Annotated in this window: 28 protein-coding genes and 2 pseudogenes; 14 read left to right on the plus strand and 16 right to left on the minus strand. The window is 72.5% G+C overall.

The window, feature by feature from the left end; all coding sequences use genetic code 11:
* Positions 1-140: 140 nt before the first annotated feature.
* From M4J07_RS09785 to M4J07_RS09795, 3 genes and pseudogenes are all read right to left on the minus strand, one after another.
* A pseudogene (locus M4J07_RS09785) lies at positions 141-983 on the minus strand (glycosyltransferase 87 family protein); the annotation flags it as partial.
* An 8-nt stretch (positions 984-991) separates the two neighbouring features.
* The gene (mptB, locus tag M4J07_RS09790) at positions 992-2,425 is read right to left on the minus strand and encodes a polyprenol phosphomannose-dependent alpha 1,6 mannosyltransferase MptB (protein ID WP_255969774.1); all 1,434 of its coding nucleotides are present in this window, start codon (positions 2,423-2,425) and stop codon (positions 992-994) included.
* A 103-nt stretch (positions 2,426-2,528) separates the two neighbouring features.
* The gene (locus M4J07_RS09795) at positions 2,529-3,638 is read right to left on the minus strand and encodes a hypothetical protein (RefSeq protein ID WP_255969777.1); all 1,110 of its coding nucleotides are present in this window, start codon (positions 3,636-3,638) and stop codon (positions 2,529-2,531) included.
* A 159-nt stretch (positions 3,639-3,797) separates the two neighbouring features.
* Between M4J07_RS09795 and M4J07_RS09800 the strand changes: the two genes are divergently transcribed.
* The 3 genes from M4J07_RS09800 to M4J07_RS09810 all read left to right on the plus strand — a co-directional run bounded on the left by M4J07_RS09800 (position 3,798) and on the right by M4J07_RS09810 (position 4,979).
* Complete coding sequence (locus M4J07_RS09800) at positions 3,798-3,929, plus strand: hypothetical protein (RefSeq protein WP_255969780.1); 132 nt, start codon at positions 3,798-3,800, stop codon at positions 3,927-3,929.
* A 147-nt stretch (positions 3,930-4,076) separates the two neighbouring features.
* Positions 4,077-4,583 carry a DinB family protein gene (locus M4J07_RS09805; protein WP_255969783.1) on the plus strand — a complete coding sequence of 169 codons (507 nt, stop codon included), beginning with the start codon at positions 4,077-4,079 and terminating at the stop codon, positions 4,581-4,583.
* Between the two features lie 87 nt (positions 4,584-4,670).
* On the plus strand, positions 4,671-4,979 hold the full coding sequence (locus M4J07_RS09810; protein ID WP_305127490.1) for a hypothetical protein: 309 nt from the start codon (positions 4,671-4,673) through the stop codon (positions 4,977-4,979).
* 99 nt (positions 4,980-5,078) lie between these two features.
* Here M4J07_RS09810 and M4J07_RS09815 read toward each other — a convergent pair whose 3' ends face one another.
* Complete coding sequence (locus M4J07_RS09815) at positions 5,079-5,462, minus strand: hypothetical protein (RefSeq protein WP_255969789.1); 384 nt, start codon at positions 5,460-5,462, stop codon at positions 5,079-5,081.
* Between the two features lie 76 nt (positions 5,463-5,538).
* On the opposite strand from M4J07_RS09815, the gene M4J07_RS09820 reads away from it, so the two are divergent.
* From M4J07_RS09820 to M4J07_RS09840, 5 genes are read left to right on the plus strand one after another with little or no spacing between them, the layout of a single operon-like run.
* Entirely contained in the window at positions 5,539-5,964 is a 426-nt protein-coding gene (locus M4J07_RS09820) for a DoxX-like family protein (protein ID WP_255969791.1), read from the plus strand.
* Complete coding sequence (locus tag M4J07_RS09825; RefSeq protein WP_255969794.1) at positions 5,961-6,893, plus strand: BtaA family protein; 933 nt, start codon at positions 5,961-5,963, stop codon at positions 6,891-6,893. Before M4J07_RS09820 ends, M4J07_RS09825 begins: the two co-directional genes overlap by 4 nt.
* Before the next feature lie 38 nt (positions 6,894-6,931).
* Positions 6,932-7,681: a DUF2071 domain-containing protein gene (locus tag M4J07_RS09830; RefSeq protein WP_255969797.1), complete on the plus strand. Its 750-nt coding sequence runs from the start codon at positions 6,932-6,934 to the stop codon at positions 7,679-7,681.
* Entirely contained in the window at positions 7,678-8,427 is a 750-nt protein-coding gene (locus M4J07_RS09835) for a class I SAM-dependent methyltransferase (RefSeq protein ID WP_255969800.1), read from the plus strand. Before M4J07_RS09830 ends, M4J07_RS09835 begins: the two co-directional genes overlap by 4 nt.
* A 2-nt stretch (positions 8,428-8,429) precedes the next feature.
* A complete protein-coding gene (locus M4J07_RS09840) occupies positions 8,430-8,855 on the plus strand; it encodes a hypothetical protein (protein ID WP_255969803.1) in 426 nt (141 codons plus the stop codon).
* Positions 8,856-8,860: 5 nt separating this feature from the next.
* Here the strand turns inward: M4J07_RS09840 and M4J07_RS09845 are convergent, their stop codons facing one another.
* Positions 8,861-9,730, minus strand: a complete 870-nt coding sequence (locus M4J07_RS09845) for an alpha/beta fold hydrolase (RefSeq protein WP_255969806.1) — start codon at positions 9,728-9,730, stop codon at positions 8,861-8,863.
* Positions 9,731-9,803: 73 nt separating this feature from the next.
* Between M4J07_RS09845 and M4J07_RS09850 the strand changes: the two genes are divergently transcribed.
* From M4J07_RS09850 to M4J07_RS09865, 4 genes are all read left to right on the plus strand, one after another.
* Positions 9,804-10,253, plus strand: coding sequence for a MarR family winged helix-turn-helix transcriptional regulator (locus M4J07_RS09850; RefSeq protein ID WP_255969809.1), 450 nt, complete (start codon positions 9,804-9,806; stop codon positions 10,251-10,253).
* A gap of 349 nt (positions 10,254-10,602) precedes the next feature.
* A complete protein-coding gene (locus tag M4J07_RS09855) occupies positions 10,603-12,015 on the plus strand; it encodes a family 2B encapsulin nanocompartment shell protein (RefSeq protein WP_255969812.1) in 1,413 nt (470 codons plus the stop codon).
* A 112-nt stretch (positions 12,016-12,127) separates the two neighbouring features.
* Positions 12,128-13,453 (plus strand): family 2 encapsulin nanocompartment cargo protein terpene cyclase, encoded by a 1,326-nt coding sequence (locus M4J07_RS09860; RefSeq protein WP_255969815.1) that lies wholly within the window; start codon positions 12,128-12,130, stop codon positions 13,451-13,453.
* 16 nt (positions 13,454-13,469) lie between these two features.
* Positions 13,470-14,357, plus strand: a complete 888-nt coding sequence (locus tag M4J07_RS09865) for a geranyl diphosphate 2-C-methyltransferase (RefSeq protein WP_255969818.1) — start codon at positions 13,470-13,472, stop codon at positions 14,355-14,357.
* Positions 14,358-14,420: 63 nt separating this feature from the next.
* On the opposite strand, the gene M4J07_RS09870 is transcribed toward M4J07_RS09865, so the two are convergent.
* From M4J07_RS09870 to M4J07_RS09885, 4 genes are all read right to left on the minus strand, one after another.
* Positions 14,421-15,419 (minus strand): hypothetical protein, encoded by a 999-nt coding sequence (locus M4J07_RS09870; protein ID WP_255969821.1) that lies wholly within the window; start codon positions 15,417-15,419, stop codon positions 14,421-14,423.
* Positions 15,416-15,994 (minus strand): RNA polymerase sigma factor, encoded by a 579-nt coding sequence (locus M4J07_RS09875; RefSeq protein WP_255969824.1) that lies wholly within the window; start codon positions 15,992-15,994, stop codon positions 15,416-15,418. The genes M4J07_RS09870 and M4J07_RS09875 overlap by 4 nt, the downstream gene beginning before the upstream one ends.
* 80 nt (positions 15,995-16,074) lie before the next feature.
* On the minus strand, positions 16,075-16,449 hold the full coding sequence (locus M4J07_RS09880; protein ID WP_255969827.1) for a toxin Doc: 375 nt from the start codon (positions 16,447-16,449) through the stop codon (positions 16,075-16,077).
* Positions 16,449-16,688: a hypothetical protein gene (locus tag M4J07_RS09885; protein WP_255969830.1), complete on the minus strand. Its 240-nt coding sequence runs from the start codon at positions 16,686-16,688 to the stop codon at positions 16,449-16,451. Before M4J07_RS09885 ends, M4J07_RS09880 begins: the two co-directional genes overlap by 1 nt.
* Positions 16,689-16,903: 215 nt before the next feature.
* Between M4J07_RS09885 and M4J07_RS09890 the strand changes: the two genes are divergently transcribed.
* Positions 16,904-18,550 carry a TlrC/CarA/OleB/SrmB family ABC-F type ribosomal protection protein gene (locus tag M4J07_RS09890; protein ID WP_255969833.1) on the plus strand — a complete coding sequence of 549 codons (1,647 nt, stop codon included), beginning with the start codon at positions 16,904-16,906 and terminating at the stop codon, positions 18,548-18,550.
* A 23-nt stretch (positions 18,551-18,573) separates the two neighbouring features.
* Here the strand turns inward: M4J07_RS09890 and bla are convergent, their stop codons facing one another.
* The 6 genes and pseudogenes from bla to M4J07_RS09920 form a co-directional block, all read right to left on the minus strand.
* On the minus strand, positions 18,574-19,551 hold the full coding sequence (gene bla / locus M4J07_RS09895) for a class A beta-lactamase (RefSeq protein ID WP_255969836.1): 978 nt from the start codon (positions 19,549-19,551) through the stop codon (positions 18,574-18,576).
* A 278-nt stretch (positions 19,552-19,829) separates the two neighbouring features.
* Positions 19,830-21,104 (minus strand): MFS transporter, encoded by a 1,275-nt coding sequence (locus M4J07_RS09900; RefSeq protein ID WP_255969839.1) that lies wholly within the window; start codon positions 21,102-21,104, stop codon positions 19,830-19,832.
* Positions 21,105-21,187: 83 nt separating this feature from the next.
* Positions 21,188-21,718: a carboxymuconolactone decarboxylase family protein gene (locus M4J07_RS09905; protein ID WP_255969842.1), complete on the minus strand. Its 531-nt coding sequence runs from the start codon at positions 21,716-21,718 to the stop codon at positions 21,188-21,190.
* Positions 21,719-21,769: 51 nt separating this feature from the next.
* Positions 21,770-22,702, minus strand: coding sequence for a hypothetical protein (locus M4J07_RS09910; RefSeq protein ID WP_255969845.1), 933 nt, complete (start codon positions 22,700-22,702; stop codon positions 21,770-21,772).
* A gap of 186 nt (positions 22,703-22,888) precedes the next feature.
* Positions 22,889-23,383, minus strand: coding sequence for a GyrI-like domain-containing protein (locus M4J07_RS09915; RefSeq protein ID WP_255969848.1), 495 nt, complete (start codon positions 23,381-23,383; stop codon positions 22,889-22,891).
* Between the two features lie 202 nt (positions 23,384-23,585).
* Positions 23,586-23,906, minus strand: a pseudogene (locus tag M4J07_RS09920) (FAD-dependent monooxygenase); the annotation flags it as partial.
* A 34-nt stretch (positions 23,907-23,940) separates the two neighbouring features.
* Here M4J07_RS09920 and M4J07_RS09925 point away from each other — a divergent pair.
* Positions 23,941-24,426: a TetR family transcriptional regulator C-terminal domain-containing protein gene (locus M4J07_RS09925; RefSeq protein ID WP_255969851.1), complete on the plus strand. Its 486-nt coding sequence runs from the start codon at positions 23,941-23,943 to the stop codon at positions 24,424-24,426.
* A gap of 61 nt (positions 24,427-24,487) precedes the next feature.
* Here M4J07_RS09925 and M4J07_RS09930 read toward each other — a convergent pair.
* Positions 24,488-26,657: protein kinase domain-containing protein (locus tag M4J07_RS09930; protein ID WP_255969854.1), on the minus strand; the 2,170-nt coding region annotated here is incomplete at its 5' end.

The raw sequence follows: 26,657 nt of genomic DNA on the forward strand, positions 1-26,657 counted from the left end.
CGCCGCGGCGGTTCGAGTGCCCGGTCGGCGAGCAGGACCAGCGCGGGCAGCAGCCAGACCAGGTGGTGGACCCAGCTGACCGGGCTGACGAGGCAGGCGGCGACGCCGGTGGCCGCGACACCGAGGCGTACGTCCTCGGCTCCCGCCCGGTGGACCCGGAGCGCCCAGAAGGCGACGACCGCGAGGGCGCCGCAGGCCCACCACACCGAGCTGGGCTGTCCCGGGTAGGCGAGGCGGGCCAGTGCTCCCTGCCACGACTGGTTGGACACGTAGGCGAGTTCACCCAGGCGGCTGGTGTCCCACAGGGCCGTCGCCCAGAACGTGTGGGACGTGTCCGGGGCCAGCCAGTGGGCGAGGAGCGTCGCGGCGGCGGCCACGCCGGTGGCGGTGGACGCGGCCCGCCAGCGGCGCGTGATCAGGAGGTAGCCGATGAACAGCGCGGGGGTGAGTTTGATCGCGCAGGCCAGCCCGGTGCCCACGCCCGCCAGTCGACCGCCCCGCGCCAGCTGCCGGGCGTCGAGCAGGACGAGCAGCAGCAGGAAGAGGTTGACCTGTCCGAAGCTGACGGTGTCGTAGACCGGTTCGAAGAGGGCGAAGAGGCAGCCGGCCACGATGTAGGCGGGCAACCGGGGGAAGTCGTGGCGGCGGACGACCGGTCCTGCGAGCAGCCGGAGGACCGTCACGGCGGCGACCAGGTTGGCCGTCGTGCCGACGGCGACCACGAGGGGCCAGCTGAGGAGCGTCATCGGCCACATGCAGACCGCGGCGAACGGCGGGTACGTGAACCCGTAAGCCTGCCCCGGCACCCGGTAGTCGTACAGGCCGCCGGCCTCTCCCGCCCAGTAGTGGACGGCGTCGTAGTAGACCCGCAGGTCGAACCAGTCGCGGTGGAGCGGGACCAGCGCCAGGAAGAGAGCCACGGCCGCGCACAGCACACCCAGCGGCAGCAACCGGCCTGACTCGGCGCGCAGTTGGCCGCGCATCCCCGTGCTCACAGCATGCTCCCCGCTTCTCCCGCGCCCAGGCGGGGCTCCTGCGCGATCATCTGGCGGGCCCACCAGAGCGCGCCGAGGGCGACCAGGGCCCCGCAGGTCGCGACGGCGACCTGGACCCCGTCGGGGGCGAGCCCGCTGGGCAGTTCGGCGAGGGCGAGGACACCGCTGGCGACGGCCACCGTCCGCCGGACGCGCCCCGGCAGCACGGCGGCGGCCAGCGGGAAGAGTCCCCACAGGACGTACCAGGGGCGGATCGCCGGGCCGAGGACGGCGACCGCGATGAGGCTCAGGCCGAGCGCGAACAGCGGGCCGTGCCGGGGGCCGCGCAGCCAGAGCAGGAGGACGGTGAGACCCGCGATCGCCAGCCCGGCCACCCGCCAGGCCGGTACGGCGAGCGCGGCGAGGTCGCTGCCGTCACCGCCCAGCGCGGCAGCGGTGGCCCGGCCCAGGACCGAGGTGAGGGCCCAGTTGTTGTGGGTGATCGGGGTGTTGAGCGCGGCGATCCAGCCGTACCCGGTGCCGGTGAGGGCGGTGACGGCGGCGGTGCACGCCAACGTGATGCCCGTGGCGGCGCCCGCTGCCCGCACGTACCGGTACCTGCCGTCGAGCTGCCCCGCCCACAGCGCGACCACGGCCAGCAGACCGAGCGCGGCCGGCGCCTTCACCAGCGCGGCCAGCGCCACCAGCACGGCGCCCAGGGCGGGAGCGCGGCGCTGGGCGGCGACGAGTCCGATGCCGAGCAGGCCCAGCATCAGGGCGTCGTTGTGCGCGCCCGCCACCAGGTGCAGCAACAACAAGGGGTTGAGGGCGCCCAGCCACAGTCCCGTCGCGCAGTGCCGCCGGTCGCCGCGCGTCAGCAGGATCAGCGCCAGCACCATCAGCGCCACACCGAGCAGGGCCACGCCCCTCAATCCGAGCACGCCGGTGGACAGTTCGGCCCGGGTGAGCCGCGCGACCAGCGCGGCGAACGACAGGAACACCGGCCCGTACGGCGTCGGGGTCTCCTGCCACACCGACGGCACCTGCGCGGCCAGGTGCCCGCCGAGCCGGTCGGGGCCATGGGCGTAGACGTCGATGTGGGCGTCCACCATGGCGCCTTGCGCGAGGTAGCTGTACACGTCGCGGCTGAACAGCGGAGGGGCCACCAGCAGGGGCGCCGCCCACACGGCGAGCGTCACGATCATGCTGCGCCGCCCCGGGGGGCGGGGCCCCTGGACGGCCTGCCCCAGCCAGAGCCAGGCGGCCACCATCAGCACGAGGCCGAAGTAGGCACCGAACAGACCGACAGCCGCCGGCCCCGACGCGGGATCGAGCGCGTCCTCGACGGGCAGCGCACCGGCGTTCGCCCCACCGACGGCCAGCGCGGCTGATCCGGTGAGTCCGAGCAGCCGGCATCTGTGTATGTGGGATTCGTCGCCGGGGGTGAACACGCTGGCAGCGTGCCCGCGGCCGGTGGCCGCCAGGGAACACCCGACACAGCGGAACGCGGCCGGAACATGTCGCGCGGGCAGACCGACGGCGTCCGGTCCGGTGTCAGTGCGATCCGGCCTGCCAGAGATCCATGATCTCCCGGACGTCCTGGGGTCGTCCCGCGCGTTCGGCCAGCTTCACGGCGACGGCCCGCAGCTTCTCCTCGTCACGTACCTCGTTGTGGATGAACATGCGCTGGACGTCACCGAGCGGCACCGACGACAGCTGGCTCACGGTGCTCAGTCCGGGCGAGCGGGCGTGGGCGAGCAGTTGGCGCAGGGCTGCGCCGACGCGGTCGTTCTGCAGCCGCGGATCGATCGGCAGGTCCCCCGGCACCCGCGCGTCGAGGTCGTCCGTGCCCGGGCTGTCGCTCACCTGACTGCGGTTCACCACCTCTTGAAGGGATCGCAGCCGCGACTCCAGCTCCCGCACCCGGGCCTTGTGTGCGGCTTCCTGCTCCCGGAGCTCCCGCCCGATCTTCGATGCGACGAACTCCATGCCGCGCCGGCTGTCCTCCAGCCGCTGCTCCGCCTCGCGCAGCAGCGTCCTGGTCTTCGACAGCTCCGTCCTGAGGATGTCGGCCTCGGCGCGGGCCCGCTCGTAGGCGTCGGTCATGTCCCGCAGTTCCTGCTGCCCGATCCCCTCGCGCCGGTGTTCCGCCAGCTGGGCTTCGAGGGCGCGGATGTCGTGTTCCTTCAAGGCCAGGGACTCGGTCAGCTGCCTGATGCGCTCGGTGTGGTCCGAGACCTCGATCCTGGCCAGGGCGAGCTGCTGCACGGCCTGTTCCAGCGTGTCGGCCTGCTGCTCGAACTCCCGGGAGACCTGCGCGAACTCGGTCCTGAGGATGTCCTTGGAGGCGGCACTCCCGGTGTCGGCCAGGGACCGGCGCTGGAGGTGCTCCAGGCGTGCCCGGTCGCTCTCCCCGACCTGCTGACCGGCGGTCGCCGCCGCCTTCAGCAGATCGCGGAGAAAGACGCTCGTGGCGGGCCGCTTGCCGCTCAGGTATCGCGAGACGGTGCCGGGGTCGTAGCCGTGCTTCTTCCCGAACGCACGCAGCGAGAGGTTCGTGTACCCCATGTAGAGGCGCAATGCCTGGAGGAACTCCTGCGCGTCGACGCCGAGGTCAGAGGGTGGCGGAAGGTGACGCCAGTCGTCCTCGCCGCTCTCTGACATACCGTCACCCACCCCGTTCGTGTGGCCAGTTCTCCGCATCGCCCCGATGCAGTTTCCGCAACACCACGCCCCTCCCGCAAGGTGAGGCCATCGACCTGATGAAGGCGCTGAACGCGCTGAACGCAATCCCAGCGGACACCCGACACCGAGGAGCCGGCCATGAAGCGGAACCGCAGGACAGGACGCGAAGGCGGCAGCATGCTGCGGGAACTCGCGGTGCGCACCGGCGCGGCACTCGTGGCCCGCGCACTGTGGGACGCGCTGCGGATGGTGGCGGGCGGGCATCTGTAAGGAGCCACCGGGACTCGCGCGCTACCGGGACCCGCGCGCCGTCGGCCGCCCGCCGCCGCGGCCGCACGGTCCTCCCGGTCCGAGGCCGCCGCGCGGGCTCCGAAATGCCCTGGACATCGGTCACCTTGATCAGGAACGCTTCGCGCGATGACCAGAACCGATGACACACCGCCCGCGTGGGACGAGCGCACCCAGCTCACCACGTTCCTCGACTACGCACGCGACACCGCCCGCGCCAAGTGCGAGGGCGTCTCCGCGGAGAACGCGCGCAAGGCGCTGCTGCCGGGATCGCCGCTGATGACCATGAGCGGGCTGATCAACCACCTCCGCTGGGTCGAGTACTACTGGTTCCAGGTGGTCTTCCTCGGCGAGGAGGACGAGGGCCCCTGGACCGACGAGGACCCGGACCGCGAGATGCGCGTCGCCGTGGACTTCCCGCTCCCCCAGTTGCTCGACGAGTACGCGGAGCAGAGCGCCCGGTACCGCGAGCTGGCCGCCGGGCACGGCCTGGACGAGAAGGCACGGCGAGCCGTGCGCGACGGGCTCCACGTCGACCTGCGCTGGATCCTGCTCCACCTCACCGAGGAGACCGCCCGCCACAACGGCCACCTGGACATCCTCCGGGAGATGCTCGACGGCACGACCGGCGACTAGGACCTGCCGCACGTCGGGGTTGACCTCAAGTCCGGTTGAGTTTCTAGGCTCGGGAGCGTCGATGCCGACGTACCGGGAGGAACGGCCATGAGGACGCTGGTACTGGGAAGGACGCCCGCCAGGGTGACAAGCGTGCTGGACACGTTGCGCGCGGACGGCTTTGACGTGGAAGGAGCGAGCACCGACGAAGAGGCCCTCAAGCTGCTGGAGACCGAGCAGTTCGGGGTGCTGATCATCGGTGGTGGCGTGGGGCCGGGGTCCCGCGCATCGATCAAGGAGTTCGCGGCGCGGCATCGGGTGGGGCGGGTGATCGACGGCGCGCTGACGGCGCCGTTCGACGCCTATGTGCGGCGGGAGTTCGAGCCGCTGATCCGCGAGGCCATCGCCGGAGGGTGAGGGGCGCGGACCATCCGGGGTGGCGGTGGCGCCCGGCGGATTCCGCCGGGCGCCACCGCCGTTCGCCGAAGGGAGCCTGGCGGGATCGGCCGGCGGCTGTCATGACGGCTGGTGGACCAGGGTTTCGAAGCCGTCGGCGTCGCAGGAGGACACGGCACGGCCCTCGGAGGCCGCGTCGCCGTTCACCGCGTGGGAGGTGTCGGCCAGAAGGTCGCTTCCCGCGGGTGCGAGCCCGCTCTCGTCCAGATGCCTGGCCGCGGCCAGCGCCGCGTCACCCGCACCGTTCACGACTCCGGTGTCCCCGTTCGCCTCGTCCCTGGCCTCCTGCCAGTCCCCCAGCGCGACGCAGTAGCTGCGCATCTGCGCCTTCTGCCGCACGGAGCCGTCGGATCCGGACCCGTACCCGGTCACCACGACGGCGACCACGACAGCGACCACGACAGCCGCCCCGACGCCCGCGGCCACTCGGCCACCCCTCTTCATGCGTGGATCCTCCATGCTCGCGATCAGTATGCTTTTCTTGAACGCGTTCAATTTAGCGGATCGGTGGTGGGTGCGCATGAGTGGGGTGGCCGAGATCCAGCAGCGTCGGCAGCTGCCCGGGCTGTGGCACGCGTTGGCCGCTCGTGGGGCGGTTGCCCTGGTGTGGTTCTACGAAGGGGGGTGGTGCAAGGTCTGGCCGGGGCGCGCGGACCAGCGGGCCATCGTGGGAGACGTGCCGATCCTGCCCGGCTGGGCGGTGACGACGGCGCTGGTGGTCGTCGGACTCACCGAAGTCGCCATCGGGATCTGGGTGTTGACCGGGCGGCGGGTGCGGGCCGCGGCCGTCGTGCAGACGCTGCTCGTGGCCGGGTTCAACGCGGGCGGCCTGCTGTTCAGCCCCGATCAGATCGACGAGCCCGGACGGCTGCTCACGCAGAACCTGGCCTTCGTCGCCCTGATCTGGATGGTGACGTGGATGTCGCCGCGGAGGACGGCCCGGTGAGCGGCACTCCCTGGGCGCGTGGCCGGATCATCAGCGGGTCCGGCGGCCCGCGCCTCCTGTTCGGGCGGATGTACGAGGACCACGGCATCGAGCTGGGCGTCCTGCCCGCATCCGGCGCGCGAGTGCTGTGCATCGCCTCCGCCGGTGACACCGCCGCCGCCCTGCACCGGGCCGGCCACGACGTCACGGCCGTGGACGTCAATCTGGTCCAACTCGCCTACGCGCGCGGCCGGCTCGCGGGCGGCCCGACCAGGGACGGCACCGCGGAACGGCTGATGCGCCTGGGCCGGGGCACGCTCGGCGCCCTGCTGCCGGCCTGGCGCGCACCGGCCCTGCGCGCCTTCTGCGCCCTGGACGATCCGGCGGAACAAGCCCGCCGCTGGCACGCCGAGCTGGACGGCCCCGGCCTGCGCCGGATGCTCAAGCTCGCCCTGCGACCGGGCGGCGCACTCGCCGTGGCCCTGCGACCGTCGTTCGCGGGAGTGGTTCCCGCGCGCTTCGACGAGGTGCTGCTGCGACGCCTGGAACGGACCGTCGCCCATCACCCCAACCGCACCAACCCCTGGATGGCGCGACTGCTGGCCGACACCGAACTCCCCGACTCGGAGGGGATGTTCGCGCCGGACGTCCGCCTGATCCAGGGCGACGTGGTGGACGTCCTCGAAGGCTCGCCCCGCGCCGGCTTCGACGCCGTGTTCCTCTCGAACGTGCTCGACGGCCCCGGCCCCGCCTTCGCCCGCCGCCTGCGCACCGCCGTCCGTCACGCAGTACGCCCCGGCGGCACCGTCATCCTGCGGAGTTTCCGGGAACCCGGACCGGCCGACCCCGGCTGGGCGGCCCAGGACCGCTCCGCGCTGTGGGGCGTGGTCCGCGTGGTCCGCGTGGGCGCGGACCCGCAAGGCACCGACGACAGAAGGATCGAACCGTGAGAGATCCCAGATACCTGATACAACGTCACCCGATAGCGATGCGTACGCGCTTCGCGCACTCGCTCGTCCTCACCTATGCCCTGCCCGCACAGGTGCTGCGCCCGCTCGTGCCTCCCGGCCTTGACCTCGACACCTACCGGACCGGCGAGCACGACGTGGAGTACGGGTTCGTGGCCGCCGCCCTCGTCGACACCCGCGCCCTGCGCCCGGCCGGCCTGCCCGCCCGGTTCGGCCGCGACTTCCTGCTGACCGGCTACCGCGTCTTCACCCGCTTCCGCACCCCCGGCGGTCGCACCATGCGCGGGCTGCGGATCCTGCGCAGCGACACCGACACCCGCTTCATGCGGTGGGGCGGGAACGTGCTCACCCGCTACAACTACCGCCTGGCACGCATCGGTTCACGCGTCACGGACGGCTCGCTGGAGTTCCGGGTCGACAGCGGCGACGGGCGCGCCGACCTGGAGGTGGCCGCCGATCTGCGCACCGCCCCGGCACCGCTGCCACCGCACAGCCCGTTCGCCGACGCGCGCGCCGCACGCCGCTTCGCCGGGCCGCTGCCCTACACCTTCGAGTACGAGCCGCAGACCCGCTCCGTGGTCGTCGTCAAGGCGTTCCGCACCCAGTGGGATCCGCAGCCCGTCTCCGTCGACGTGCGCCGTCTGACGTTCTTCGACCACGGCCCGCTCGCCGGGACCGATCCCGTGCTCGCCAACGCCTTCCACGTCGCGGACGTCGACTACGGCTGGCACCGCGGTGTGCGCCGCACGGAGAGCGGGGGCGTGCGATGACGCCGGAGCAGCGGCACTCGGGCGCCCGCGACGCGATCGTCTACAACTGGCCGCAGTACGCCGCGGGGCTGGCCACGGCAGTCGCGGCCGGCGTCGTTGCCCGACAACTTCCACGCCCCGTAAGCGACTTCGCCCGGATCGGATCCGCGGCGGCGCTCACTCTCCTCGGCACGGCGACGGCGGCCGGCTGGTACGTGTACGACCGCTCCGACCTGTACACCTACGACTGGCTGGCGGCACTGCTGCCCCGCACGCCGTCCTCGTACCTGGTGGTGAGCTGTGGACTCGACGAGGTGAGCGCTTCGCTCGCCGCACGCTGGCCGGCCGCCCGGCAGTCCGCCGTCGACCTGTACGACCCGACGCTCACCGACGAAGGCTCGATACGACGCGCCCGGCGCCGCGTGCCGCCGCCCGCCCATGCCGTGGCGGGCCGCCCCGGCGCGCTGCGCCTTGCCTCGGCCGGGACGGACGCCGTCCTGCTGGTCTTCGCCGCACACGAGCTGCGCCGGGCCCGGGACCGGGAGGAGCTGTTCGCGGAATGCGCCCGGGTACTGCGCCCCGGCGGCACCCTGATCGTCACCGAACACCTCAGGGACGCCGCGAACACGGCCGCGTTCGGACCCGGCGCCTGGCACTTCCTGCCCCGGGCCGAGTGGCTGCGGCTCGCCGCGCACGCCGGTCTGCACCAGGCGGCCGAGCGCCGACTCGCCCGCCTGGTGACGGCGTTCGCCTTCACCAAGGAGTGAGCATGACGGAACTCCTCGGCCTCACGGGCCAGTTGCGACTGGTCGGTGTCGCCCTCATCGTCATGGGACTGGTGCACGCCGCGCTGCCGCGCATCCTGGGCTGGCCCGCGGATCTGCGCGCCAGCAGCCTGCTGACCCGCCAAGTCTCCTACGCGCACCTCTTCTTCATCGCCCTGACCTGCACACTGCTCGGCGCGCTCCCCTTCGCGTTCGCCCCGGCCCTCCTCACCGGCGCACCCCTGCCGACCTTCCTGCTGTGCGCCCAGACACTGTTCTGGGGCCTGCGCTGGATCATGCAGTTCGCCTACTTCTCACCGCGGCTGTGGCGCGGCGACAGGCTGCGCACGGCCGGCCACGGCGCGCTCGCCGTGCTGTGGACCTGGGTGACCATGGTCTTCGCGACGGCAGCCGTGCACGCCCTGGGATGAGGAACTCAGCCCTGTCCGCTGGTGAGTCCCCGATCCGCCTGGAGCGGTCGGTCCAGGAAGTCCAGCAGCCGGTCGTTCAGCCGCTCCGGCGCCGTGTGCGGCAGGGAGTGGTGGGTGGCGTCGGACAGGAGGGTCACCTCGCCCCGCGGAAGCGTCCGGCGAGCCCGTTCGGCGACCTGGGCGGCGCGGTGGGCGCGGCTGCGTTCGGCGACCAGGACCAGGACCGGCATGCGCAGGTCGGCGACCCGGGGGCGGCCGCCGGTGACGAACTTCCGGCCGGGAACCGTGGTGGCCGGCGCGTAGAGGCGCTGCCACGTCTCGTCGGGGCGGGTGCCCGCGGTCTCCCAGGCCAGGAAGGCGCGGGCGCGGCCCTCGCTCGGCCGGATCAGGGAGGGCAGGGCGCGCAGCAGGTAGCCGGGGCGGAATCCGGCGAAGACCTGGGTGGGGTCGACGAGTGCGAGGCGGTCGACCCGCTGGGGTGCGTGGACGGCGTAACGGGCGGCGAGCCAGGCCCCGTAGGAGTGGCCGCACAGGTGGGTGCGGGCGATGCCGAGTCCGTCCAGCAGCGCGTCGAGCCAGGCCATGAGGTCGTCGGCGTTCTTCAGCGGGGTTCCCTGGCGCTCGGACCGGCCCGCGTCGCCGACCAGATCCACGGCATGGACCCGGTGTCGCTCACCGAGTGCGGGGGCGTTGGCGAACCACGAGAGGCCGGTCGCCGAGCCGCTGGGCAGGAGCACCAGCGGGCTGCCGTCCTCCGGGCCGTACGTATGGACTCGGGCGGATCCGAACGGCGTCCTGATGTCGCGTTCTTCGGTGGACTCCGGCCAGCGGGCGAGCAGCGCGTCATAGGCAAGGTCGAAAGCGGACGGGGACATCGCGCGTTCCTCTCGCTGGGCGATAATCTCGTTCAGCGAGATAGTACGCAAGGGCCGAGGGAGCGGAGCGGGTATGGACGCCAAGAGCACGGAGATGGGGCTGGTGCACCTGCTGCGCGCGGTCACCGTGGAATTCGACCTGCTCGGCGCCGAGTTCGCCGTGCGCCACGGACTGCATCCCACCGACGTGCGCGCCCTGATCCACCTCCTGGACGCCGCCCGGTCCGGCACCCGGGCCACACCCGGCTGGCTCGGCGGGCAGCTGCGGCTGAACTCGGCCGGCACCACCGCCCTGGTGGACCGGCTGGAGCGGCTCGGCCTTGTCCGGCGCAGCAAGGACGTCGCCGACCGGCGACGCGTGCTGCTGGAGGTGGAGGAGAAGGCCACGGTGCTCGGTGAGACCTTCTTCGGGCCGGTCATCGGTGAGGTGGTGCGGGCCGCGGAAGGGTTCGAGGAGGCGGAACTGGCGACGGTGCGGCGGTTCCTGACGGCGGTTCTGGAGTCGACCGCGCGGGCGCGCTGAACGGGAAGCAAGGGTTCCACCGCACGGGCGCCCGAACGGGAAGCGAGGGTTCCACCGGGAGTCGACGCAACGGCCGCCGAGCCGACCCCTGTCCGGAATTCGACGCACCCCCGGGCGAGCGGCCGTGCGGCAGGCGGTCGGCGGGGTGCGGCGCCGCGAAAACCGGGCCGAGTTCCGCCGTTGCCCGGGCAAACCTCGGGCGGCCGTGATCATCGCATCGAGTTAATGTCACCGACTTCGCTTGGCTCGACGGGTGGACGGACCCTTACTGTTCTTGCGAAATCCGGACGAAATCCCGTCCCTGGCCCCGTATTTGCTCCCGCAGCCCGACCAAGGAGAGCCCTCCCAGATGACCGTTGACTCCACCCCGGACGCTCGCCTGGAGCCGCCCCGGCAGTCCAGCCTGGGCACGGCGGCCGCCCGCAACCTCTCCACCACGACCAAGTCCGTCCCGCAGATGCAGGAGATCACGGACCGCTGGCTGCTGCGGATGCTCCCCTGGGTGGAGACCACCGGCGGCACGTACCGGGTGAACCGTCGTCTGACGTACACCGTCGGCGACGGAAGCGTGGAGTTCGTCCAGGACGGCGCGCAGGTCCGCGTCATCCCCCGGGAGCTCGGCGAACTGGCCCTGCTGCGGGGCTTCGACGACGTCGACGTGCTCACCGCCATCGCCGGCCGGTGCGAACAGCACGACTTCCGGGCCGGGGAGACCCTCGTCGAGCGCGGCGCGCCCGCCGACCGGCTCCACCTGATCGCCCACGGCCGCGTCAGCCAGTTCTCCGTCGGGGAGTACGGCGACGAGATCGCCCTCGACGTCCTCGCCGACGGCGACCGGTTCGGCGACGACGCCCTCCTGGACGAGGGCGCCCGCTGGCAGCACACCGCGGTCGCCGAGACCGCCGGCACCCTGCTCACCCTGTCGCGCGCCGACTTCGCGTCCGTGCTCGCCTCGGCCCCGAACCTGCAGGCCCACATTGAGGAGTTCAGCTCCCGCTCGCGCCGGCGCCAGAACCACCGCGGCGAGGCGGAGATCGCCATGTCGGCCGGCCACCGCGGCGAGCACGAACTGCCCGGCGCCTTCGTCGACTACGAGGAGAAGCCGCGCGAGTACGAGCTCTCCGTCGCCCAGACGATCCTGCGCGTCCACACCAGGGTCGCCGACCTCTACAACCAGCCGATGAACCAGACCAAGGAACAACTCCGGCTGACCATCGAGGCGTTGCGCGAGCGCCAGGAGCACGAGCTCATCAACAACCGCGAGTTCGGCCTGCTCCACAACGCCGACTTCAAGCAGCGCATCCAGCCCCACTCCGGCCCGCCGACGCCGGACGACCTGGACGAACTGCTCACCCGCCGCCGCGGATCGAAGTTCTACCTCGCGCATCCCCGGACGATCGCGGCCATCGGGCGGGAGTTCAACGCACGCGGCCTCTATCCGGACAACGTCGACCTCGGCGGCCGGCAGGTCCCGGCCTGGCGCGGCGTCCCGATCCTCCCCTGCAACAAGATCCCCATCACCAAGGAGCGGACCAGCTCCATCCTCATCATGCGTACCGGTGAGGAGAGCCAGGGCGTCATCGGTCTGCGGCAGACCGGGCTGCCGGACGAGTACGAGCCGGGACTCTCGGTGCGCTTCATGGGCCTCGACGAGAGGGCGATCACCTCGTACCTGGTCAGCACCTACTACTCCGCCGCCATCCTCGTGCCGGACGCGGTCGGCGTCCTGGAGAACGTGCAGATCTCCCACTGGCCCAGGTAGCACGCGCGGTCCGCACGGCGTGGTGCGTCGCCCGGTCCCCGGGCCGGTCACGCATGCCCGAAAGGCCCGTGCCGGGCACCCACCCCCCTCTCGATCCCTCTAGGAGTCAGGGATGCCACCACCCGATCCGACACCTCCTCAATCGACCCTGCCGGAAGCGGCCGCCCGCTTCGGCGCTCAGGTCCTCACCGATGCCGCGGCCCGCGCCTGTGACATCACGGCCGCCACCGGCGGCCCGCCCAGTGCCCCTTCCGTGACCGCCGCGCCCACGGTGCCCGAGCCCGCGCTGCCGCCCCTCGAAGGGCCGGCGGCCGACGTCCCGGTGCCGGGCGCCGACCTGGAGCGGGTGCTGCGCGGCCCCAGCGGCATCGGCACGTCCGGCCTGCGCCTCACCCTGCGGGAGGAGCTGCCGGACGGTCCCGGACCGGCCGCGCCCGAGCCGTCGGCCACCGCACCGAAGGGCAGGCCGATCCCCGGCCTGTACTACCACCAGGTGGCCGACCCGGATCCGGTGCGCGTCGAGGAGGTCAGCCGGCGCATCAAGTCCTGGGCGCTGGACGAGGTCTCCCTCTATCCCGACGACTGGGAGGAGGAGTTCGACGGCTTCTCCGTGGGCAGTTACATGGTCGGCTGCCATCCGGACGCACCCACCGTCGACCACCTGATGATCGCCACCCGCCTGATGGTGGCGGAGAACGCGGTGGACGACTACTACTGCGAGGACCACGGCGGCTCCCCCATCGGCCTCGGCGAGCGCCTGCTGCTGGCGCACACCGCACTCGACCCCCTCCACACCACCGAGGAGTACCAGCCGGACTGGGCGAAGTCGCTCCACGCGGACGCGCCCCGGCGCGCGTACCGCTCCGCCATGGAGTACTTCGTCCAGGCGGGCAGCCCCTCCCAGGCGGACCGGTTCCGGCACGACATGGCCCGGCTGCACCTGGGCTACCTCGCCGAGGCCGCCTGGTCCCAGATGGACCAGGTGCCCGAGGTGTGGGAGTACCTGGCGATGCGCCAGTTCAACAACTTCCGCCCCTGCCCGACCATCACCGACACCGTCGGCGGCTACGAACTGCCGGCGGACCTGCACGCCCAACCGGCCATGCAGAAGGTCATCGCACTCGCGGGCAACGCGACGACCATCGTCAACGACCTCTACTCGTACACAAAGGAACTCGACTCCCCCGGCACGCACCTGAACCTGCCGGTCGTGATCGCGGAACGGGAAGGCCTCTCCGAACGGGATGCCTATCTGAAGTCGGTCGAGGTCCACAACGACCTCATGCACAGCTTCGAGACCGAGGCCGCGGCCCTCGCCGCCGACTGCCCGCTCCCGACCGTCCAACGCTTCCTGCGCGGCGTGGCCGCGTGGGTCGACGGCAACCACCACTGGCACCAGAACAACACCTACCGCTACAGCCTGCCCGACTTCTGGTAAGAGATTGGAACCATCTGTGACCAGCACCGAACTCACCGCCCCCAGCACCGGTCGCTCCCCGCTCGTCCCCAACCCGGCCACGCCCTACCAGGGAGACATCGCCCGCTACTGGGACGGAGAGGCCCGGCCCGTGAACCTGCGGCTCGGCGATGTCGACGGTCTCTACCACCACCACTACGGCATCGGCGCGGTGGACCACGCCGCCCTCGGCGGCGACGGGGACAGGCAGAACGAGCAGAAGCTGATCGCCGAACTGCACCGGCTGGAGTCGGCGCAGGCCGACGTCCTGCTGGAGCATCTCGGCGCCATCGGACGGGACGACACCCTGGTGGACGCCGGCTGCGGCCGCGGCGGCTCGATGGTGATGGCGCACCAGCGCTTCGGATGCAAGGTCGAAGGAGTCACGCTGTCGGCCAAGCAGGCCGACTTCGCCAACGGGCGCGCCGCCGAGCTCGGCATCGAGGACCACGTCCGCGCCCGCGTCTGCAACATGCTCGACACGCCGTTCGAGACCGGGCAGGCCGCCGGTTCCTGGAACAACGAGTCGAGCATGTACGTCGACCTGGACGACCTGATGGCCGAGCACTCCCGGATCCTGCGGGTCGGCGGTCGCTACGTGACCATCACCGGCTGCTGGAACCCGCGGTACGGCCAGCCGTCGAAGTGGGTGTCCCAGATCAACGCGCACTTCGAGTGCAACATCCACTCGCGCAGGGAGTACCTGCGCGCCATGGCGGACAACCGGCTCGTGCCGCAGGCCGTCATCGACCTGACCCCCGACACGCTGCCCTACTGGGAGCTGCGGGCCACGTCGTCGCTGGTCACCGGGATCGAGGACGCGTTCATCAACTCCTACCAGGACGGTTCGTTCCAGTACCTCCTGATCGCGGCCGACCGCGTGTGACGGTCGGCTGACCGGAGGGCCCGACAGGATCGGGCCCTCCCTCCGTTCCCGTGACGTCCTGGGTCAGCCGAGGCCGGCGACCGGGCCGTTGAAGAGGAACGTCCGCCTGCTCGTCGGCTCGCCCTTGGAGAGCGACGGCGTGCACTCCTTGTCCACGCCGTCCGACGGCCGGCAGTGCGAGCCGTCGTAGGACTCGGCGGCCGTGCGGTTCTCCTCGAGGATCCCGCCCGTCGCCGGGTCGATGATCCAGTGCGGGGTGGTGGCGATGCCGGGCCCTTCGGTGCTGGTGTACTTCCAGGTCACCTCCGTGCCCCTACGGCCCGTCGCGTCGCGTGCTCCGGTGCGGATGTCCGCGCCGGGGGTGTCCGCCATCACCCGGTAGAGCGCGGCGCGCAGTTCGGCCCGGGCCGGGCTGAACGAGAGCAGTTGCCCGGCCTCGGTCACGACCTGTTCGTCCGCTGCCGCTCCGTCCTTCCCCGCGGCCAGTTCGGCGCGGAGCCGGGCCGGGTCGGTGGGCAGAGCGCGCAGGCCCTTCCAGTCCAGCCGCTTGTCGCCGACGCGCCAGGTCATGCCGTTCGGCTGGGGCTTGGACAGCTTCTCGCCGTTCTCGACGGACGTCAGTCCGTCGGGGCCGAGGAAGACGGTCCGGGTGCGGGTCACCGTGCCCGGGGCCGCTTCGGTCGCCGTGATCTTCCAGTACGGGCCGTCCGCGCCGCCGGCCGCCTTGTCGGCCATCGTGCCGAAGAATGCCGCCGCCTCCGCGCTCGCGGCGGGACTGCCACCGTCCATGCTGGTCACGGGGGCGATGATCGCCGCGGCGGCGACCGCGGCGACCGCCGCCGCCGAGGCGAGGACGTGGCGCCGGCGGTACAGCGGGACGACCACGCGGGGTTCCGCGGCGGCCGGGTCCTGCGGCTTCGCGGTCTCGGTGTCGATCGCGGTGCGGACCGCGGTCAGTGCCGCTGCCAGGACCGCCGGGTCGGGTTCGGGGGTACGGCCGGCGGCGACCAGTTCCGCGGCGCCGGGGAAGTCGAGCACATCGTCGTGACGCTGCGCACTCATGCGAGCTCTCCCGTCAGGGTGGTGAGGGTGCCGTCGGACAGGCGGGACCGGAGCCGGGCGCGGGCCCGGTGCAGCCGGGAGCGGGCGGTGCCGGCGGGGATGCCGACGACGGCCGCGGCCTCGGTGGGCGTGAGCCCTTCCCAGGCGACGAGGAGCAGCAACTCCCGCTCCACGGACGGCAGTTCGGCGAGCCCCGCGTGGATCTGCGGTCCGGCCGCGAGGGCGTCGAGCCGCTGGTCCACCGCGTGCCACGGGTCGCTGCCGGACGGCTCGCCCGCGGCTGACGGGCCCGGATCTCGGGCGGCCCGCTGCCAGTGCCGGGCCAGTACGTTGCGGGCCACGCCGAACAGCCAGGCGCGGGCCGCCCCGCGGGCCGCGTCGAAGGTGTGCCGGTGGGCGAAGGCCTGCAGCCACACCTCCGAGAGCAGGTCGTCGGCGGCGGTCGGCGCCCGTCGTGCGAGGTAGCCGTGCAGCGCGACGGAGTGCCGCGCGACCAGCGGCTCGAACGCGGCCGGTTCCGTGGCGGCCCGCACGAGCAGATCCTCGTCCGCAACGGGATCGGGATCGGGATCCATGAACCCCCCTGTCCTTGACCGCCCGGGCGGCGGTCTCACCCCCTACTTGCGCCCGGCGGGGCGGAGCGTTCGCACGGAGCTCACACCCGCCAGTCCCTCAGCTGCCCGGCCACCGCGTAGACGCTCATCCGCTCCTCGCGGACCTTGCGGACGAGGTCCGACAGGGCGCCGTAGGGCGGATCGATCCCCTCGCCCGAGTCGTGCAGGTACTGCGCCGCGATGACGGCCGCGAACAGGGAGTTGCGGAACGGCAGGGGTTCGAGGCGGACGATGGTGTGCAGCAGCGCGGCCGCTCGCCACGCCGCGTCGGGGTCGGACGCCTCCAGCGTCGGCATCCTGGTCCGGTGCCGGGCGACGGCCGCCACCAGGCCCGAGTAGTCGGCGACGGTCATCTCGTCGAGGGCCGCGCGCTCCTGTACGTCGAGGAGCCAGGACACGTCCACGTACAGGACCATCAGGCGGCGCTCGCCCCGTTCTTGCGCTCGGCGGGCGGGATCTCGCCGGGGAACGCCTCGTCGAACTCGTCACGCAGCGCGTCGTAGCGGTCCAGGGCCCCGGCGACGAACCGCTTCCTGGCCATCTCGCGCACACCGAGGTCGTGCAGGTACTGCTTGAGGCTCTTGCCCTCGGCCGCCGCGGCGGCGCGCACAGCCTCGAGCTCTTCATCCGTGAACGACACATTCAGTGACGGCATACCCCTCATGGTACCTACTTGGTACCTGACCCGTCCGGCACTCGCGGCACTCCACCCTTTTACAAGACGAGACGAATCGTCTTGCCATTGTCGATGCCGTCCCGTACCGTCTTGCCCATGGGAACTCTGTGATGACAGCACGCGCCACCGCGTGGAGCCGCGCTCCGCGGTAGGCGCACCGCCACCTGTCCATCACTCCCCGCGGGGGCCCTGTTTTGCGTACCCATACCGCCCAGCTCACCGTGCACGACCTCACCAAGCATTACGACGACCACCTCGTCCTGGACCGCGTCTCCTTCACCGTCAAACCCGGCGAGAAGGTCGGCGTGATCGGGGACAACGGGTCCGGCAAGTCCACCCTGATCAGGCTGCTGACCGGCCATGAACGGCCGGACAGCGGCGAGGTCACCGTCTCCGCACCCGGCGGCACCGGCTACCTCGCGCAGGCACTCGACCTGCCCGCCGACGCGACGGTGCAGGACGCCGTCGACTTCGCACTCGCCGAACTGCGTGCGCTGGAAGCCCAGTTGCGCCACGACGAGCGACAGCTGCAGTCGGCCGAGGGCACCGCTCTCGACGCGGCACTCGTGACGTACGAACGTCATCTCGCCCGCTACGAAGCGCGCGACGGCTACGCGGCCGAGGCGCGCGTCGACATCGCACTGCACGGGCTGGGGCTGCCGGGCCTCGCGCGGGACCGGCGGCTCGGCTCGCTGTCCGGCGGCGAGCGGTCGCGGCTCGCGCTGGCCGGAACGCTCGCCGCCCGGCCCGAACTGCTGCTGCTCGACGAACCGACCAACGACCTGGACGACCAGGCCGTCGGCTGGCTGGAGGCACACCTGCGCGGTCACCGCGGCACCGTCGTCGCGGTGACCCACGACCGCACGTTCCTGGAGAACCTGACCAGCACCATCCTGGAGGTGGGAGAAGGACGAGTGACCCGCTACGGCGACGGCTACGCCGGCTACCGCACCGCGAAGGCGGCCGAACGCAGCCGCCGCGTCCAGGAGTACGAGCAGTGGCGCGACGACCTCGCCCGCAACCGCCACCTCGCCGAGTCCCACGCGCAACGCCTCGACGCGATCCCGCGCAAGGCGCCGCTGGCGAACTTCGGGCACGGCGGGTTCCGCACGCGAAGCCGCAGCCACGGCGCGACGGTCCGGATCCGCAACGCCAAGGAACGGGTCGCACGACTCACCGCCGCACCGCCCCGACTGCCGCCCGATCCCCTGGTGTTCGCGGCGTCGGTCGCCACGGCCGCGGACCGGGACACGGTGGCCGGGCCGGCCGCCGAACTCGTCGACATCCACCTGGACGGCCGCCTCGACCTGCCGTACCTGAGCCTCGATCCGGGCCGGCGGCCGCTCGTCACCGGGCCCAACGGCGCAGGCAAGTCCACGCTGCTCGGAATCCTGGCGGGCGAAGTGCGGCCGCGGCGCGGCACCGTGCGAGTGCCCGGCCGGGTGGGCATCCTGCGCCAGCAGCAGACGCCGTGGCCCGCCGGCGTCAGTGTGCTCGGCGCCTTCGCCCACGACCGGCCGGGCGACCGGGAGGAACAGCGCGAACAACTGCTCTCGCTGGGCCTGTTCCGGCCCGCCGAACTGCGGCTGCGCGTCGGTGAGTTGTCGTACGGGCAGCGGCGGCGGATCGAGCTGGCGCGGCTCGTCACGCAACCGGTCGACCTGCTGCTCCTGGACGAGCCGACCAACCACCTCGCGCCCGCGCTGGTCGAGGAACTCGAGGAGGCCCTCGCCTCGTACGAGGGTGCGCTGGTGGTCGTCACCCATGACCGGCGGATGCGGGAACGGTTCCGCGGAGGCCGGCTCGAACTGGCCGGCGGGCGGCCCGTCGTGACCGTGTGACGCGTCGGGCGCCCGAGAATCCCTCAGCGGTCGTCGGCCTCCAGGGCGGCGTCCGCCGCTGCCGCCGCGTCGGCGAGGAGCTTGTCGTCCGCCTGGGCGTCCTTGGCGCCGTCGCGGTAGGTGAGGATCGCCATCACCAGCGGCTTGCGGCCGGGTGGCCAGATGACCGCGATGTCGTCGCGGGCGGCGAAGTAGGAGCCGGTCCCGGTCTTGTCCCCGACGACCCAGCCGTCCGGGACACCGGCCCGAATGGCCTTGTCCCCGGTGGTGTTGGTCCGCAGCCAGGTGGTCAGCAGGCGTCGCTCGGCCGCGGGCAGCGTGTCACCGAGGACCAGGTCGCGCAGGTTGGACGCCATCTGGCGCGGCGTCGAGGTGTCGCGCTCCTCCCCCGGGCTCCATCGGCTGAGGTAGGGCTCGATCCGGTCGGTGCGGGTAACCGTGTCACCGAGCTCGTCCTTGAGGAAGGCGCCCAGCCGGCCCGGGCCGCCGAGGTCCTCGAAGAGGACGTTGGCCGCGGTGTTGTCGCTGTAGCGGACGACGGCGTCGCACAGGGCCCGCAGGCTCATGCCGGTGTCCACGTGCCGTTCGGTGACGGGTGAGTTGGCGATCAGGTCGGAGCGGTCGTAGCGCAACACGCGGTCCATCCCGTCGATCCCGTTCTTCTTCAGGACGGCCGCGGCGAGGAAGGACTTGACGGTCGAGTTGTACGAGAAGCGCCGGGTGTCGTTCCAGGTGACCGCGCGGCCACTGCCGGTGTCGACCGCGTACAGGCCGATGTGGGCCCGGTAATCGCGCTCCAGGCCGGCGAGGTCGACGCTCCGGGACGTCGGCGCCGACACCGGCCGGTCGGACGACGCGGCGGCGGACGGCCCGCCGCCGCCCCCGCCGCTGTCCTGTCCGCAACCCGTCACGAGGAGGAGCCCCAGGGCGGCGCACACGCCGAGACCCGTGCGGCGCGCCCGGGTCGTTCGTCGGCGGTGGGGCGGTCGCTGGTGGTGCATCGGTCGAGTCCTTCCGATGGGCCCGGGCACCGGGCCCTGACGGCTCCGGTCCTCGGGCAGCGAACGGCCGGCTCGCCACGGGCTCCCGGCCGGGATGTCGGTGCCACCCGGGGCAACCCTCGCCGATCATGGCGTGCGACGGCCAATACATCCGGCCAGCGTGCCCTGCCGAATACGACCGGGGCAGGTGGTTCCACGGGGTGCGGCCCGGCCTCCCGCAAGGCGGACTTGCGGGAGGCCGGGCCGTGCTGCCGGGAGTTGCTCCCCGCACGCGACTCTCACGCGGCCTTGACCAAGGTGGACCGGTCCTCGCTGGTGGCGGCCGGGCCGGTCGTGCTCGGCACGACGGCCGTTCCGCGGCCGTCGTGGCGCGGCCAGAGGAGCAGGGCGCCGACCGCGCCCGCCGCGGCGAGCGTCGCGAGGACGGACCAGGCCAGGGTGAAGCCGGCCCGGGTGCCGAGCCAGCCCGCGACGGGGTACGTGATGAGCCAGGCCAGGTGGGACAGGGAGAACTGGGCCGCGAACGCCTCGGGGATCGCGGCGCGTTCGACGGAGGCGCGCAGCACCTTGCCGGTCGGCGTGATGATCAGCGCCATGCCGATGCCGGTCGCGGTCCAGACGATCGCCGTGCCCGCCCAGGTGGTGAGGCCGGTGGCGATGAGGGCGACCGCGGCGGCGGTGGCGGCGACGAGGACCTTGGCGCCGGTCATCATGACGGTGCGGGCGGCGACCCGGTCGAGGACGCGGGGCAGCGCGAGGGCGGCCAGGAGGGTCCCGGTGCCGGAGGCGGCGAGCATCCAGGCGACGTCCTGCTGGGAGCCGCCGAGTTCGTCGCGTACGTAGTTGACGGTGTTGACGACGACGATCGAACCCGCGGCGGCGACCGTGAGGTTGAGCGCCATGATGCCGCGCAGCCGCGGTGTGCCGAGGAAGGTCCTGATCCCGGCGGCCGCCTTGTCCCAGGCCCGGGTGTGGGTGCTGGGGCGGGCGTCGGGGATGCGCGTCAGCAGGACGAGCACGGCGGAGATCAGGAATCCGGCGGAGGTGCCCAGGAACAGCCGGTCGAAGGACAGGAACGTCAGGGCGAGGGCCGCCAGTACGGGGCTGAGCAGGCTTTCCATGGTGGAGGCGACCTGGGACGCGGACAGGGCCCGCGTGTACGCGGCCTCGTCGGTGACGATGTCCGGGATGACCGCCTGGAAGGTCGGTGTGAACGCCGCGGAGGCCGCCTGGAGCAGGCCGATGAGTACGTAGATGTGCCAGACCTCGGTGACCAGCGGGAGCGCCAGGACGACGGCGCCGCGGATCACGTCGAGGAGCACCAGGAGGGTTCTTCTGGGGAGGCGGTCGATGTACGCGGCGGCCAACGGGGCGATGGCCACGTACATGACCATCTTGATGGTGAGGGCGGTGCCGAGGACCATTCCGGCGCGCGGGCCGGCGAGGTCGTAGGCGAGCAGTCCGAGGGCCACAGTGGTGAGTCCGGTGCCGAACAGGGCGATGACCTGGGCGGCGAAGAGGTGGCGGTAGTCGCGGATGGCGAAGAGTCGCATGGCGGGTTCCTTCGGTGGCGTGCGGCGGGGCGCGGTCCCGCTGCGGGGAGCGCGCCCCGCGGATACAGGCGGCGGAGGTGTCGTCACGCACCGGAGTCGCTCCCCGGTGTGAGGCCGGCGACGAGGTTGAACGCGCCGGTGAGGACGTTGAGGGCGACGATGCCGACGACGTCGGCGATCGCCCGGTCGCTGTGGCCGAACTCGCGCAGGGCGGCGATCTGTTCGTCAGTGATCGACGTCGGCTGCCGGTAGACCTGGAGGGCGAGGGTGATGATCGCGGCGATCGCCGGGTCGGCCGATGTGCCCTCGCGGGCCCGGTCGATCTCCTCCTCGTCCACTCCCCTGGCGCGGGCGGCGTCGACGTGGGCGTCGAGGCAGAGCGCGCAGCCTTGGAGGGTCTGGACGGCGATCGAGACGCGTTCGCTGATCCGGCGGTCGAGTTTGGCCCGTCCCATGGCCCGGCTGAGCTGGAGGTAGCCGCTCAGGACGGCCGGCGAGTGGGCCATGGTGGCGACCATGTCGCCGGTCCGGCCGTGCCGGGAGGTCAGTTCGGCGAGGAGGTCGCGCGAGGTGCCGACGGCCGTGTCGGGGGTGAGCCGGGCGAGGCGTGGCATGGTGCTCCTTCCGCTGCTGGTCGGTCGCGGTCGGTCGATCGGTCGGTTCGGTCAGTGGTGGGCGTGGGCGTCGTGGTGGTGACCGGCGTGCCCGGGTGCCGCCGGGGCCGCGTGGCCCGCGTGGTCCGCGTGGCCCGCGTGGTCCGCGTGGCCCGCGTGGTGGCCGGCCTCGGTGGTACGGACGGTGAACTCGGCGGTCCGGACGACGCCTTCGTGCTGGAAGTCCAGGAACAGGCGGTAGATGCCCGCCGACGGGGCGGCCGCCATGAACGCGATCTCCGGGCCCGGTGCGGTGACGCCGTCACCGGGGGTGCCCTCCGGGTGGACGTGGAGGTAGCCCAGGTCGCCCACCCGCAGCGCCACCAGGTGTCCGTACGCGGCCAGATAGGGCTCCAGGTCCGTGACGGGGACGCCGTTCCTGCTGACAGTGAGGGTCAGTTCGCTGGTCACGCCGGGGTGGAGTTCGCCGTCGAGGGCCACGGCGTACTCGCCGATCTCCGCGACCCCGGTGCTCCCGGGCAGCGGGCGCGGGTCGTACGCTCCGGCGACCGCGGCGTCGATCCCCAGCGTCAGGGTGCCGTCGTGGCCGGCCGGGTGTATGTCGGCGAAGAATCTCCAGTCGCCCGGTTCCAGGGCGAGTTCGGTGCTCCAGGTGCCCTTCTCGTCCCGCACCGGGTGGACGTGCTGGAAGCCTGCCGTGTCGCGCCGGACGGCGATGAAGTGCAGTTCCTTCTCGTGCTCGGGCACGTACTCGGTCACCGGCTGCCCGTCGGGGCCGACGATGCGGAAGCTGACCGGCTGGACGCCCGCGGTGCGGATCGTCGAGTCGAGTTCGAGGGTGTAGCCGCTCTCCGAGACCGACAGCCCACCGGGCCGGGCGGCTCCGTGTCCGGCGTGGCCCGCGTGAGCGTCGTGACCCGCGTGAGCACCGAGCGTGCCGTGGTCGCCGTGGTTGCTGTGGTCGTGGCCGGCGTGGTTCGTCATGACATCTCCAAGGGTGTGACGGGTGTTGAGGCGTTGCCCCTTCAGGACGACGATCGTAACCATATACCCCCCGGGGGTATTTCGGGGGCGGATCTCTGCCTGAATTTCCGCGCGGGACTCGCCGACCCGGACCAACCGGGACGAGTCGGCGAGCCCCGCGCCGTCACACTCCGCGAGAAGGGCTCGTCAGTCCGCCACGGGCCAGTTGAGGACCGTGCGCAGCTCGCCCGGGTCCATGTCCGGGGTGGGCTGCGTGACGTACGTCTCCCAGCGGGCGTCTCCGGTGGGCAGCCCCTGAGCTCGCATCCAGGCGTGGAGCCGTTCCCATGACGCCCCGAGACCGTCGAAGGACCCGTGGTGCGTCACTCGCGCGACCCGGCCCCCGGGCAGCGTCCCGGCCACCACCCCCGCCTCCGGCCGCACCTCCCGGTCCGTGACGAACCCGACCTCCAGGTCCAGCGCGTCCCCCGGCGACCCGCGGTACAGACCGAAGGCCGGGCTCAGCGGGGTGATTCCCTGCGCCCCGATGGTCCGGCCCAGGGCGCCGAACGACGTGTCGAAGAAGTTCCGCAGGTCGGCCAGAGGGACGACGCCACGGACGACCGCCGTCGTCGCCGGTTCCAGCCGCGTGAGTTCCGGCTCCGCGCCGTCGACCTCGTTGTCGGATCCGCTGTTGCCCATGTCGCTCCTGTCCGTGTGCCGTGCCTGTATGCCGTGCCTGCCTGGGCCTGTGGACCTGCCGCGGGCGGAGAACTCATCGCCGACGGGCCGACGGCCGGGTGTGTTCCTCAGCGTGCCCAGTGCGGGTGCGCCGTGGACAACCGTGGGGGGCCGATCGCGCCTCGCCGTCGGCCGACCGCGCCCCGGGGCAAGCCAGGCCGGATCAGGGCAGCGCCGGTGGGACCCAGGCGTGGTGACGCAGGATCATGCGCGTGGCGACCGGGGACGGCGTCAGCCGCATCGCCGCGTTCCGCAGGGCGACGGCCAGGGGGTGGGTGAGCTGATGGCCCATGCGTCCGGCCTGCCGGGCGGCCTGCGCGACGGCCTGACTGCGCGGCCGGCGCAGGGCGTCGTAGCGGGCGAGTGCGGACTCGACCGTGGACTCGGCGCCGAGGGCCGCGGCCAGGGTGACCGCGTCCTCCAGCGCCTGACAGGCCCCCTGTCCCAGGTTGGGGGTCATCGCGTGGGCCGCGTCGTCGAGCACGGACGCGCGCTCGACGACCGTGACGTCCCAGCCGATGCGGTGCAGACCGATCGCGACGGCGAGGCCGCCGATGCCACTGCTGACCGGGCTCGTGAACCGCCTGGTCCGGCTCGACCAGGCCGAGCTGCACGCGATGGCCCAGGCACTGCCGCCCCTGCGCACCGCGGAGGAACTGGTGGACGGCATGCTCCTCCTCAGTCGCCGGCGCCTCACCGGCGAAAGCCGCCGCCGCTCGCTCGCGCGGCACGCCTGCGCCGTCGAGAGTGTCCGCGACCCCGAGCTGCGGGAGATCCTCGTACCCCGCGAGAACGCCGGGCGCGAGGCCGTGCGCCTGTTCCTCGCCGCTCATGGCGTGGCGGACGTCGAGAACCGCACGCACACCCTGTTGACCTGCATCGACGGACTGATCTTCGACCGGCTGGTGAACGGCGGAGAAGTGCCGCGCGAAGCCCTTGAGGGCCTGGTCGCCGCCGCGCTCCGGCAACCGTCCTTCGGCCCGGCCGCCGTCGGGCGGCGGTGAGCAGCAACAGACAGCGGCGGGCAGCAGTCGGCTTGGGCATAAGTGGGCCCCGGTGAGCGGCTCAGATCCGCAGCGCCCGCACCGTCCCGCCGGAGTCGAGGATGACGACCGTGTTGCCGCTCGCTGCGGGATCGCCGATGGCCGAGCCGTCGAAATCGCCCTTCCAGAGCGTGCGGCCGCGCTCCGCTCCGACGATCCGCACACCGGACCAGCGCTGGAACAGCCGGGCCTGCTTGCTCCCGGAGAGCACGACGTACTTGCCGACGGGGCTGATCCGCTGGGCGTCCTCGTTGCCCGCGCGCCACCGTTCCTTGCCGTCGGCGGCGGCCAGGCACACCGGTCCGTCCTTCGTCGGCAGGACGAACCCGCCCGCCGCGGCCGTCGTCGCCCGCTCCCTCAGGCCGAGTTCCTCGTACGTGCGGTCGTACGTCCACAGCGGCTTGCCGGTGAGTCCGTCCAGGGCGGCCGGCTTCCGGCGGGATCCGGCCGGCAGCGGCAGGAACACCGTGGTGTCCGACACCAGCTCCTCGAGCGGCTGAATGTTCCCGACGACGTACTCGTCCGGTTTGGTCTGCTGGAACGGGGTTCGCCACCTCACCTTGCCGGTGTCCGCATCGCGCAGAACGAGGTCGACGGGGACCGTCCTGCCCTTCTCGTAGCAGAGCAGGCCGTCGCCCATGAGCAGTGCCTGGTCGCCGTACGGCGAGAAGTCGGGGCGGGTCCACCGCTTCTTCCCCGTGCTGGCGACCACCGCGATGCCTCCGGAGCACAGCACCAGGTCGCCGCCGAGGATCCATGACGTGCTGTAAGGGGACGACACGTCGAACGTCCAGCGCTCGTCACCCGTACGCGGATCGGTGGCGCTCACCCGCCCGTCCTCGTCACCGATGAGGAGACCGCCGGCCCGGTGCACGGTGAGGGAGTCGTGGTTGTTGGGGACCGAACGCTGCCACCGGCGCTTGCCCGTGGCGGCGTCGAAGGCCTGCAGCCGGCCGCGGTCGTCCTCGCCGTCCTGCGTGAAGGCGACGAGCGTGCCGCCGACGACCGCGAAGCGCGTCGCACGGGCCCAGGCGGCTCCGAGGGACACCTTCCACAGAGGCTTTCCGGTGGCGAGGTCGAAGGTGTGGAGGGCGGCGGTGGGCTTGTAGTAGTGACCTGCCGCCACATGGCATCTGCCGTCGGCCAGGACGACGTCGGCGCTGTCGGAGTTGATCACGTCGACGTCCGCGACCTTCCGCGACCAGACGACCGGGCCCTGTCCGGGCCCGCCGGTCAGATACACCGCGGCGGCCCCTCCGGTGACGGCGACCGCGGTGACGCCCGCGCCGCGCACGAGCAGGTCCCGGCGGCTCAGGCTCGTGCCGGCATCCGGATCGGCCGGTGCCCGGACCGTCGGCTGCGCCGCGAGACCGTGGGGCGCCGGAACAGCGGCAGGCGGCGGGACCGTGCCGCGCGCCTCCGGTTCGGCGACGGTCGGGGTGTACCCCCGGGCCGGGGGCACGGACTGTCCGATCGAACCCAGGTGGCGCAGCTCGTCGCCGAGCGCGGCAGCCGAGTCGTAGCGCTCGGCCGGGTCCTTGGCGAGCAGCCGGCCGACCAGGCGGTCCCACGGGGCGGAGACGCCGGGTGCGACGCTGCTCGGCGCCGGCGGCGGGTCGTTCAGGTGCGCCGTGAGGTAGCCGAGGGTGTCCGGGGCGGTGAACGGCGGCCGCCCGGTGAGCAGTTCGAACAGCACGCAGCCCAGGGCGTACAGGTCGCTGCGCTGCTCGGGGTGTCCGCGTGCCTGCTCCGGGGCCATGTACGCGGCCGTGCCCACCATGAATCCGGTGTGGGTGAGGCGGTCACCCGTCGCCGACGGGTCGGCGGCGCGGGCGATCCCGAAGTCGAGGACCTTCAGGCTGCCCGAGGCGGTGACGAACAGGTTCGCGGGCTTGATGTCGCGGTGCAGGATGCCGGCGGCGTGTGCCTCGCCCAGGGCGTCGCACACCTGCCCGCCCCACCGTGCCGCCTCCGCCTCTCCGACGGGGCCGCGCCGCACCACGGCGTCCAGGCCCTCGCCCCGGAGCAGTTCCATCACCAGGAACGGCGTCGTGCCCTCTTCCGTTGCAGCCTCTCCGAGGTCGTGCACGGTGACGATGTTGGGGTGCTGCAGGGCGGCGGTGATCCGGGCTTCGCGCAGGAACCGGGCGCGGGCCTCGTCGGCCCGGCTGCCGCCGCCCGCCAGGACCGAG

Source organism: Streptomyces longispororuber (genome assembly GCF_024448165.1).
In the GTDB taxonomy this organism is placed as follows: Bacteria; Actinomycetota; Actinomycetes; order Streptomycetales; family Streptomycetaceae; genus Streptomyces; species Streptomyces longispororuber_A.

What these genes read in the sequence shown, in the direction of transcription:
- M4J07_RS09795 (WP_255969777.1), bottom strand. Translation starts at nt 3,638, where the DNA reads ATGTCAGAGAGCGGCGAGGACGACTGGCGTCACCTTCCGCCACCCTCT.
- M4J07_RS09800 (WP_255969780.1), top strand. Translation starts at nt 3,798, where the DNA reads ATGAAGCGGAACCGCAGGACAGGACGCGAAGGCGGCAGCATGCTGCGG.
- M4J07_RS09805 (WP_255969783.1), top strand. Translation starts at nt 4,077, where the DNA reads ATGACCAGAACCGATGACACACCGCCCGCGTGGGACGAGCGCACCCAG.
- M4J07_RS09810 (WP_305127490.1), top strand. Translation starts at nt 4,671, where the DNA reads ATGAGGACGCTGGTACTGGGAAGGACGCCCGCCAGGGTGACAAGCGTG.
- M4J07_RS09815 (WP_255969789.1), bottom strand. Translation starts at nt 5,462, where the DNA reads ATGAAGAGGGGTGGCCGAGTGGCCGCGGGCGTCGGGGCGGCTGTCGTG.
- M4J07_RS09820 (WP_255969791.1), top strand. Translation starts at nt 5,539, where the DNA reads ATGAGTGGGGTGGCCGAGATCCAGCAGCGTCGGCAGCTGCCCGGGCTG.
- M4J07_RS09830 (WP_255969797.1), top strand. Translation starts at nt 6,932, where the DNA reads ATGCGTACGCGCTTCGCGCACTCGCTCGTCCTCACCTATGCCCTGCCC.
- M4J07_RS09835 (WP_255969800.1), top strand. Translation starts at nt 7,678, where the DNA reads ATGACGCCGGAGCAGCGGCACTCGGGCGCCCGCGACGCGATCGTCTAC.
- M4J07_RS09840 (WP_255969803.1), top strand. Translation starts at nt 8,430, where the DNA reads ATGACGGAACTCCTCGGCCTCACGGGCCAGTTGCGACTGGTCGGTGTC.
- M4J07_RS09845 (WP_255969806.1), bottom strand. Translation starts at nt 9,730, where the DNA reads ATGTCCCCGTCCGCTTTCGACCTTGCCTATGACGCGCTGCTCGCCCGC.
- M4J07_RS09850 (WP_255969809.1), top strand. Translation starts at nt 9,804, where the DNA reads ATGGACGCCAAGAGCACGGAGATGGGGCTGGTGCACCTGCTGCGCGCG.
- M4J07_RS09855 (WP_255969812.1), top strand. Translation starts at nt 10,603, where the DNA reads ATGACCGTTGACTCCACCCCGGACGCTCGCCTGGAGCCGCCCCGGCAG.
- M4J07_RS09860 (WP_255969815.1), top strand. Translation starts at nt 12,128, where the DNA reads ATGCCACCACCCGATCCGACACCTCCTCAATCGACCCTGCCGGAAGCG.
- M4J07_RS09870 (WP_255969821.1), bottom strand. Translation starts at nt 15,419, where the DNA reads ATGAGTGCGCAGCGTCACGACGATGTGCTCGACTTCCCCGGCGCCGCG.
- M4J07_RS09875 (WP_255969824.1), bottom strand. Translation starts at nt 15,994, where the DNA reads ATGGATCCCGATCCCGATCCCGTTGCGGACGAGGATCTGCTCGTGCGG.
- M4J07_RS09880 (WP_255969827.1), bottom strand. Translation starts at nt 16,449, where the DNA reads ATGGTCCTGTACGTGGACGTGTCCTGGCTCCTCGACGTACAGGAGCGC.
- M4J07_RS09885 (WP_255969830.1), bottom strand. Translation starts at nt 16,688, where the DNA reads ATGCCGTCACTGAATGTGTCGTTCACGGATGAAGAGCTCGAGGCTGTG.
- bla (WP_255969836.1), bottom strand. Translation starts at nt 19,551, where the DNA reads ATGCACCACCAGCGACCGCCCCACCGCCGACGAACGACCCGGGCGCGC.
- M4J07_RS09900 (WP_255969839.1), bottom strand. Translation starts at nt 21,104, where the DNA reads ATGCGACTCTTCGCCATCCGCGACTACCGCCACCTCTTCGCCGCCCAG.
- M4J07_RS09905 (WP_255969842.1), bottom strand. Translation starts at nt 21,718, where the DNA reads ATGCCACGCCTCGCCCGGCTCACCCCCGACACGGCCGTCGGCACCTCG.
- M4J07_RS09910 (WP_255969845.1), bottom strand. Translation starts at nt 22,702, where the DNA reads ATGACGAACCACGCCGGCCACGACCACAGCAACCACGGCGACCACGGC.
- M4J07_RS09915 (WP_255969848.1), bottom strand. Translation starts at nt 23,383, where the DNA reads ATGGGCAACAGCGGATCCGACAACGAGGTCGACGGCGCGGAGCCGGAA.
- M4J07_RS09925 (WP_255969851.1), top strand. Translation starts at nt 23,941, where the DNA reads ATGCGGTGCAGACCGATCGCGACGGCGAGGCCGCCGATGCCACTGCTG.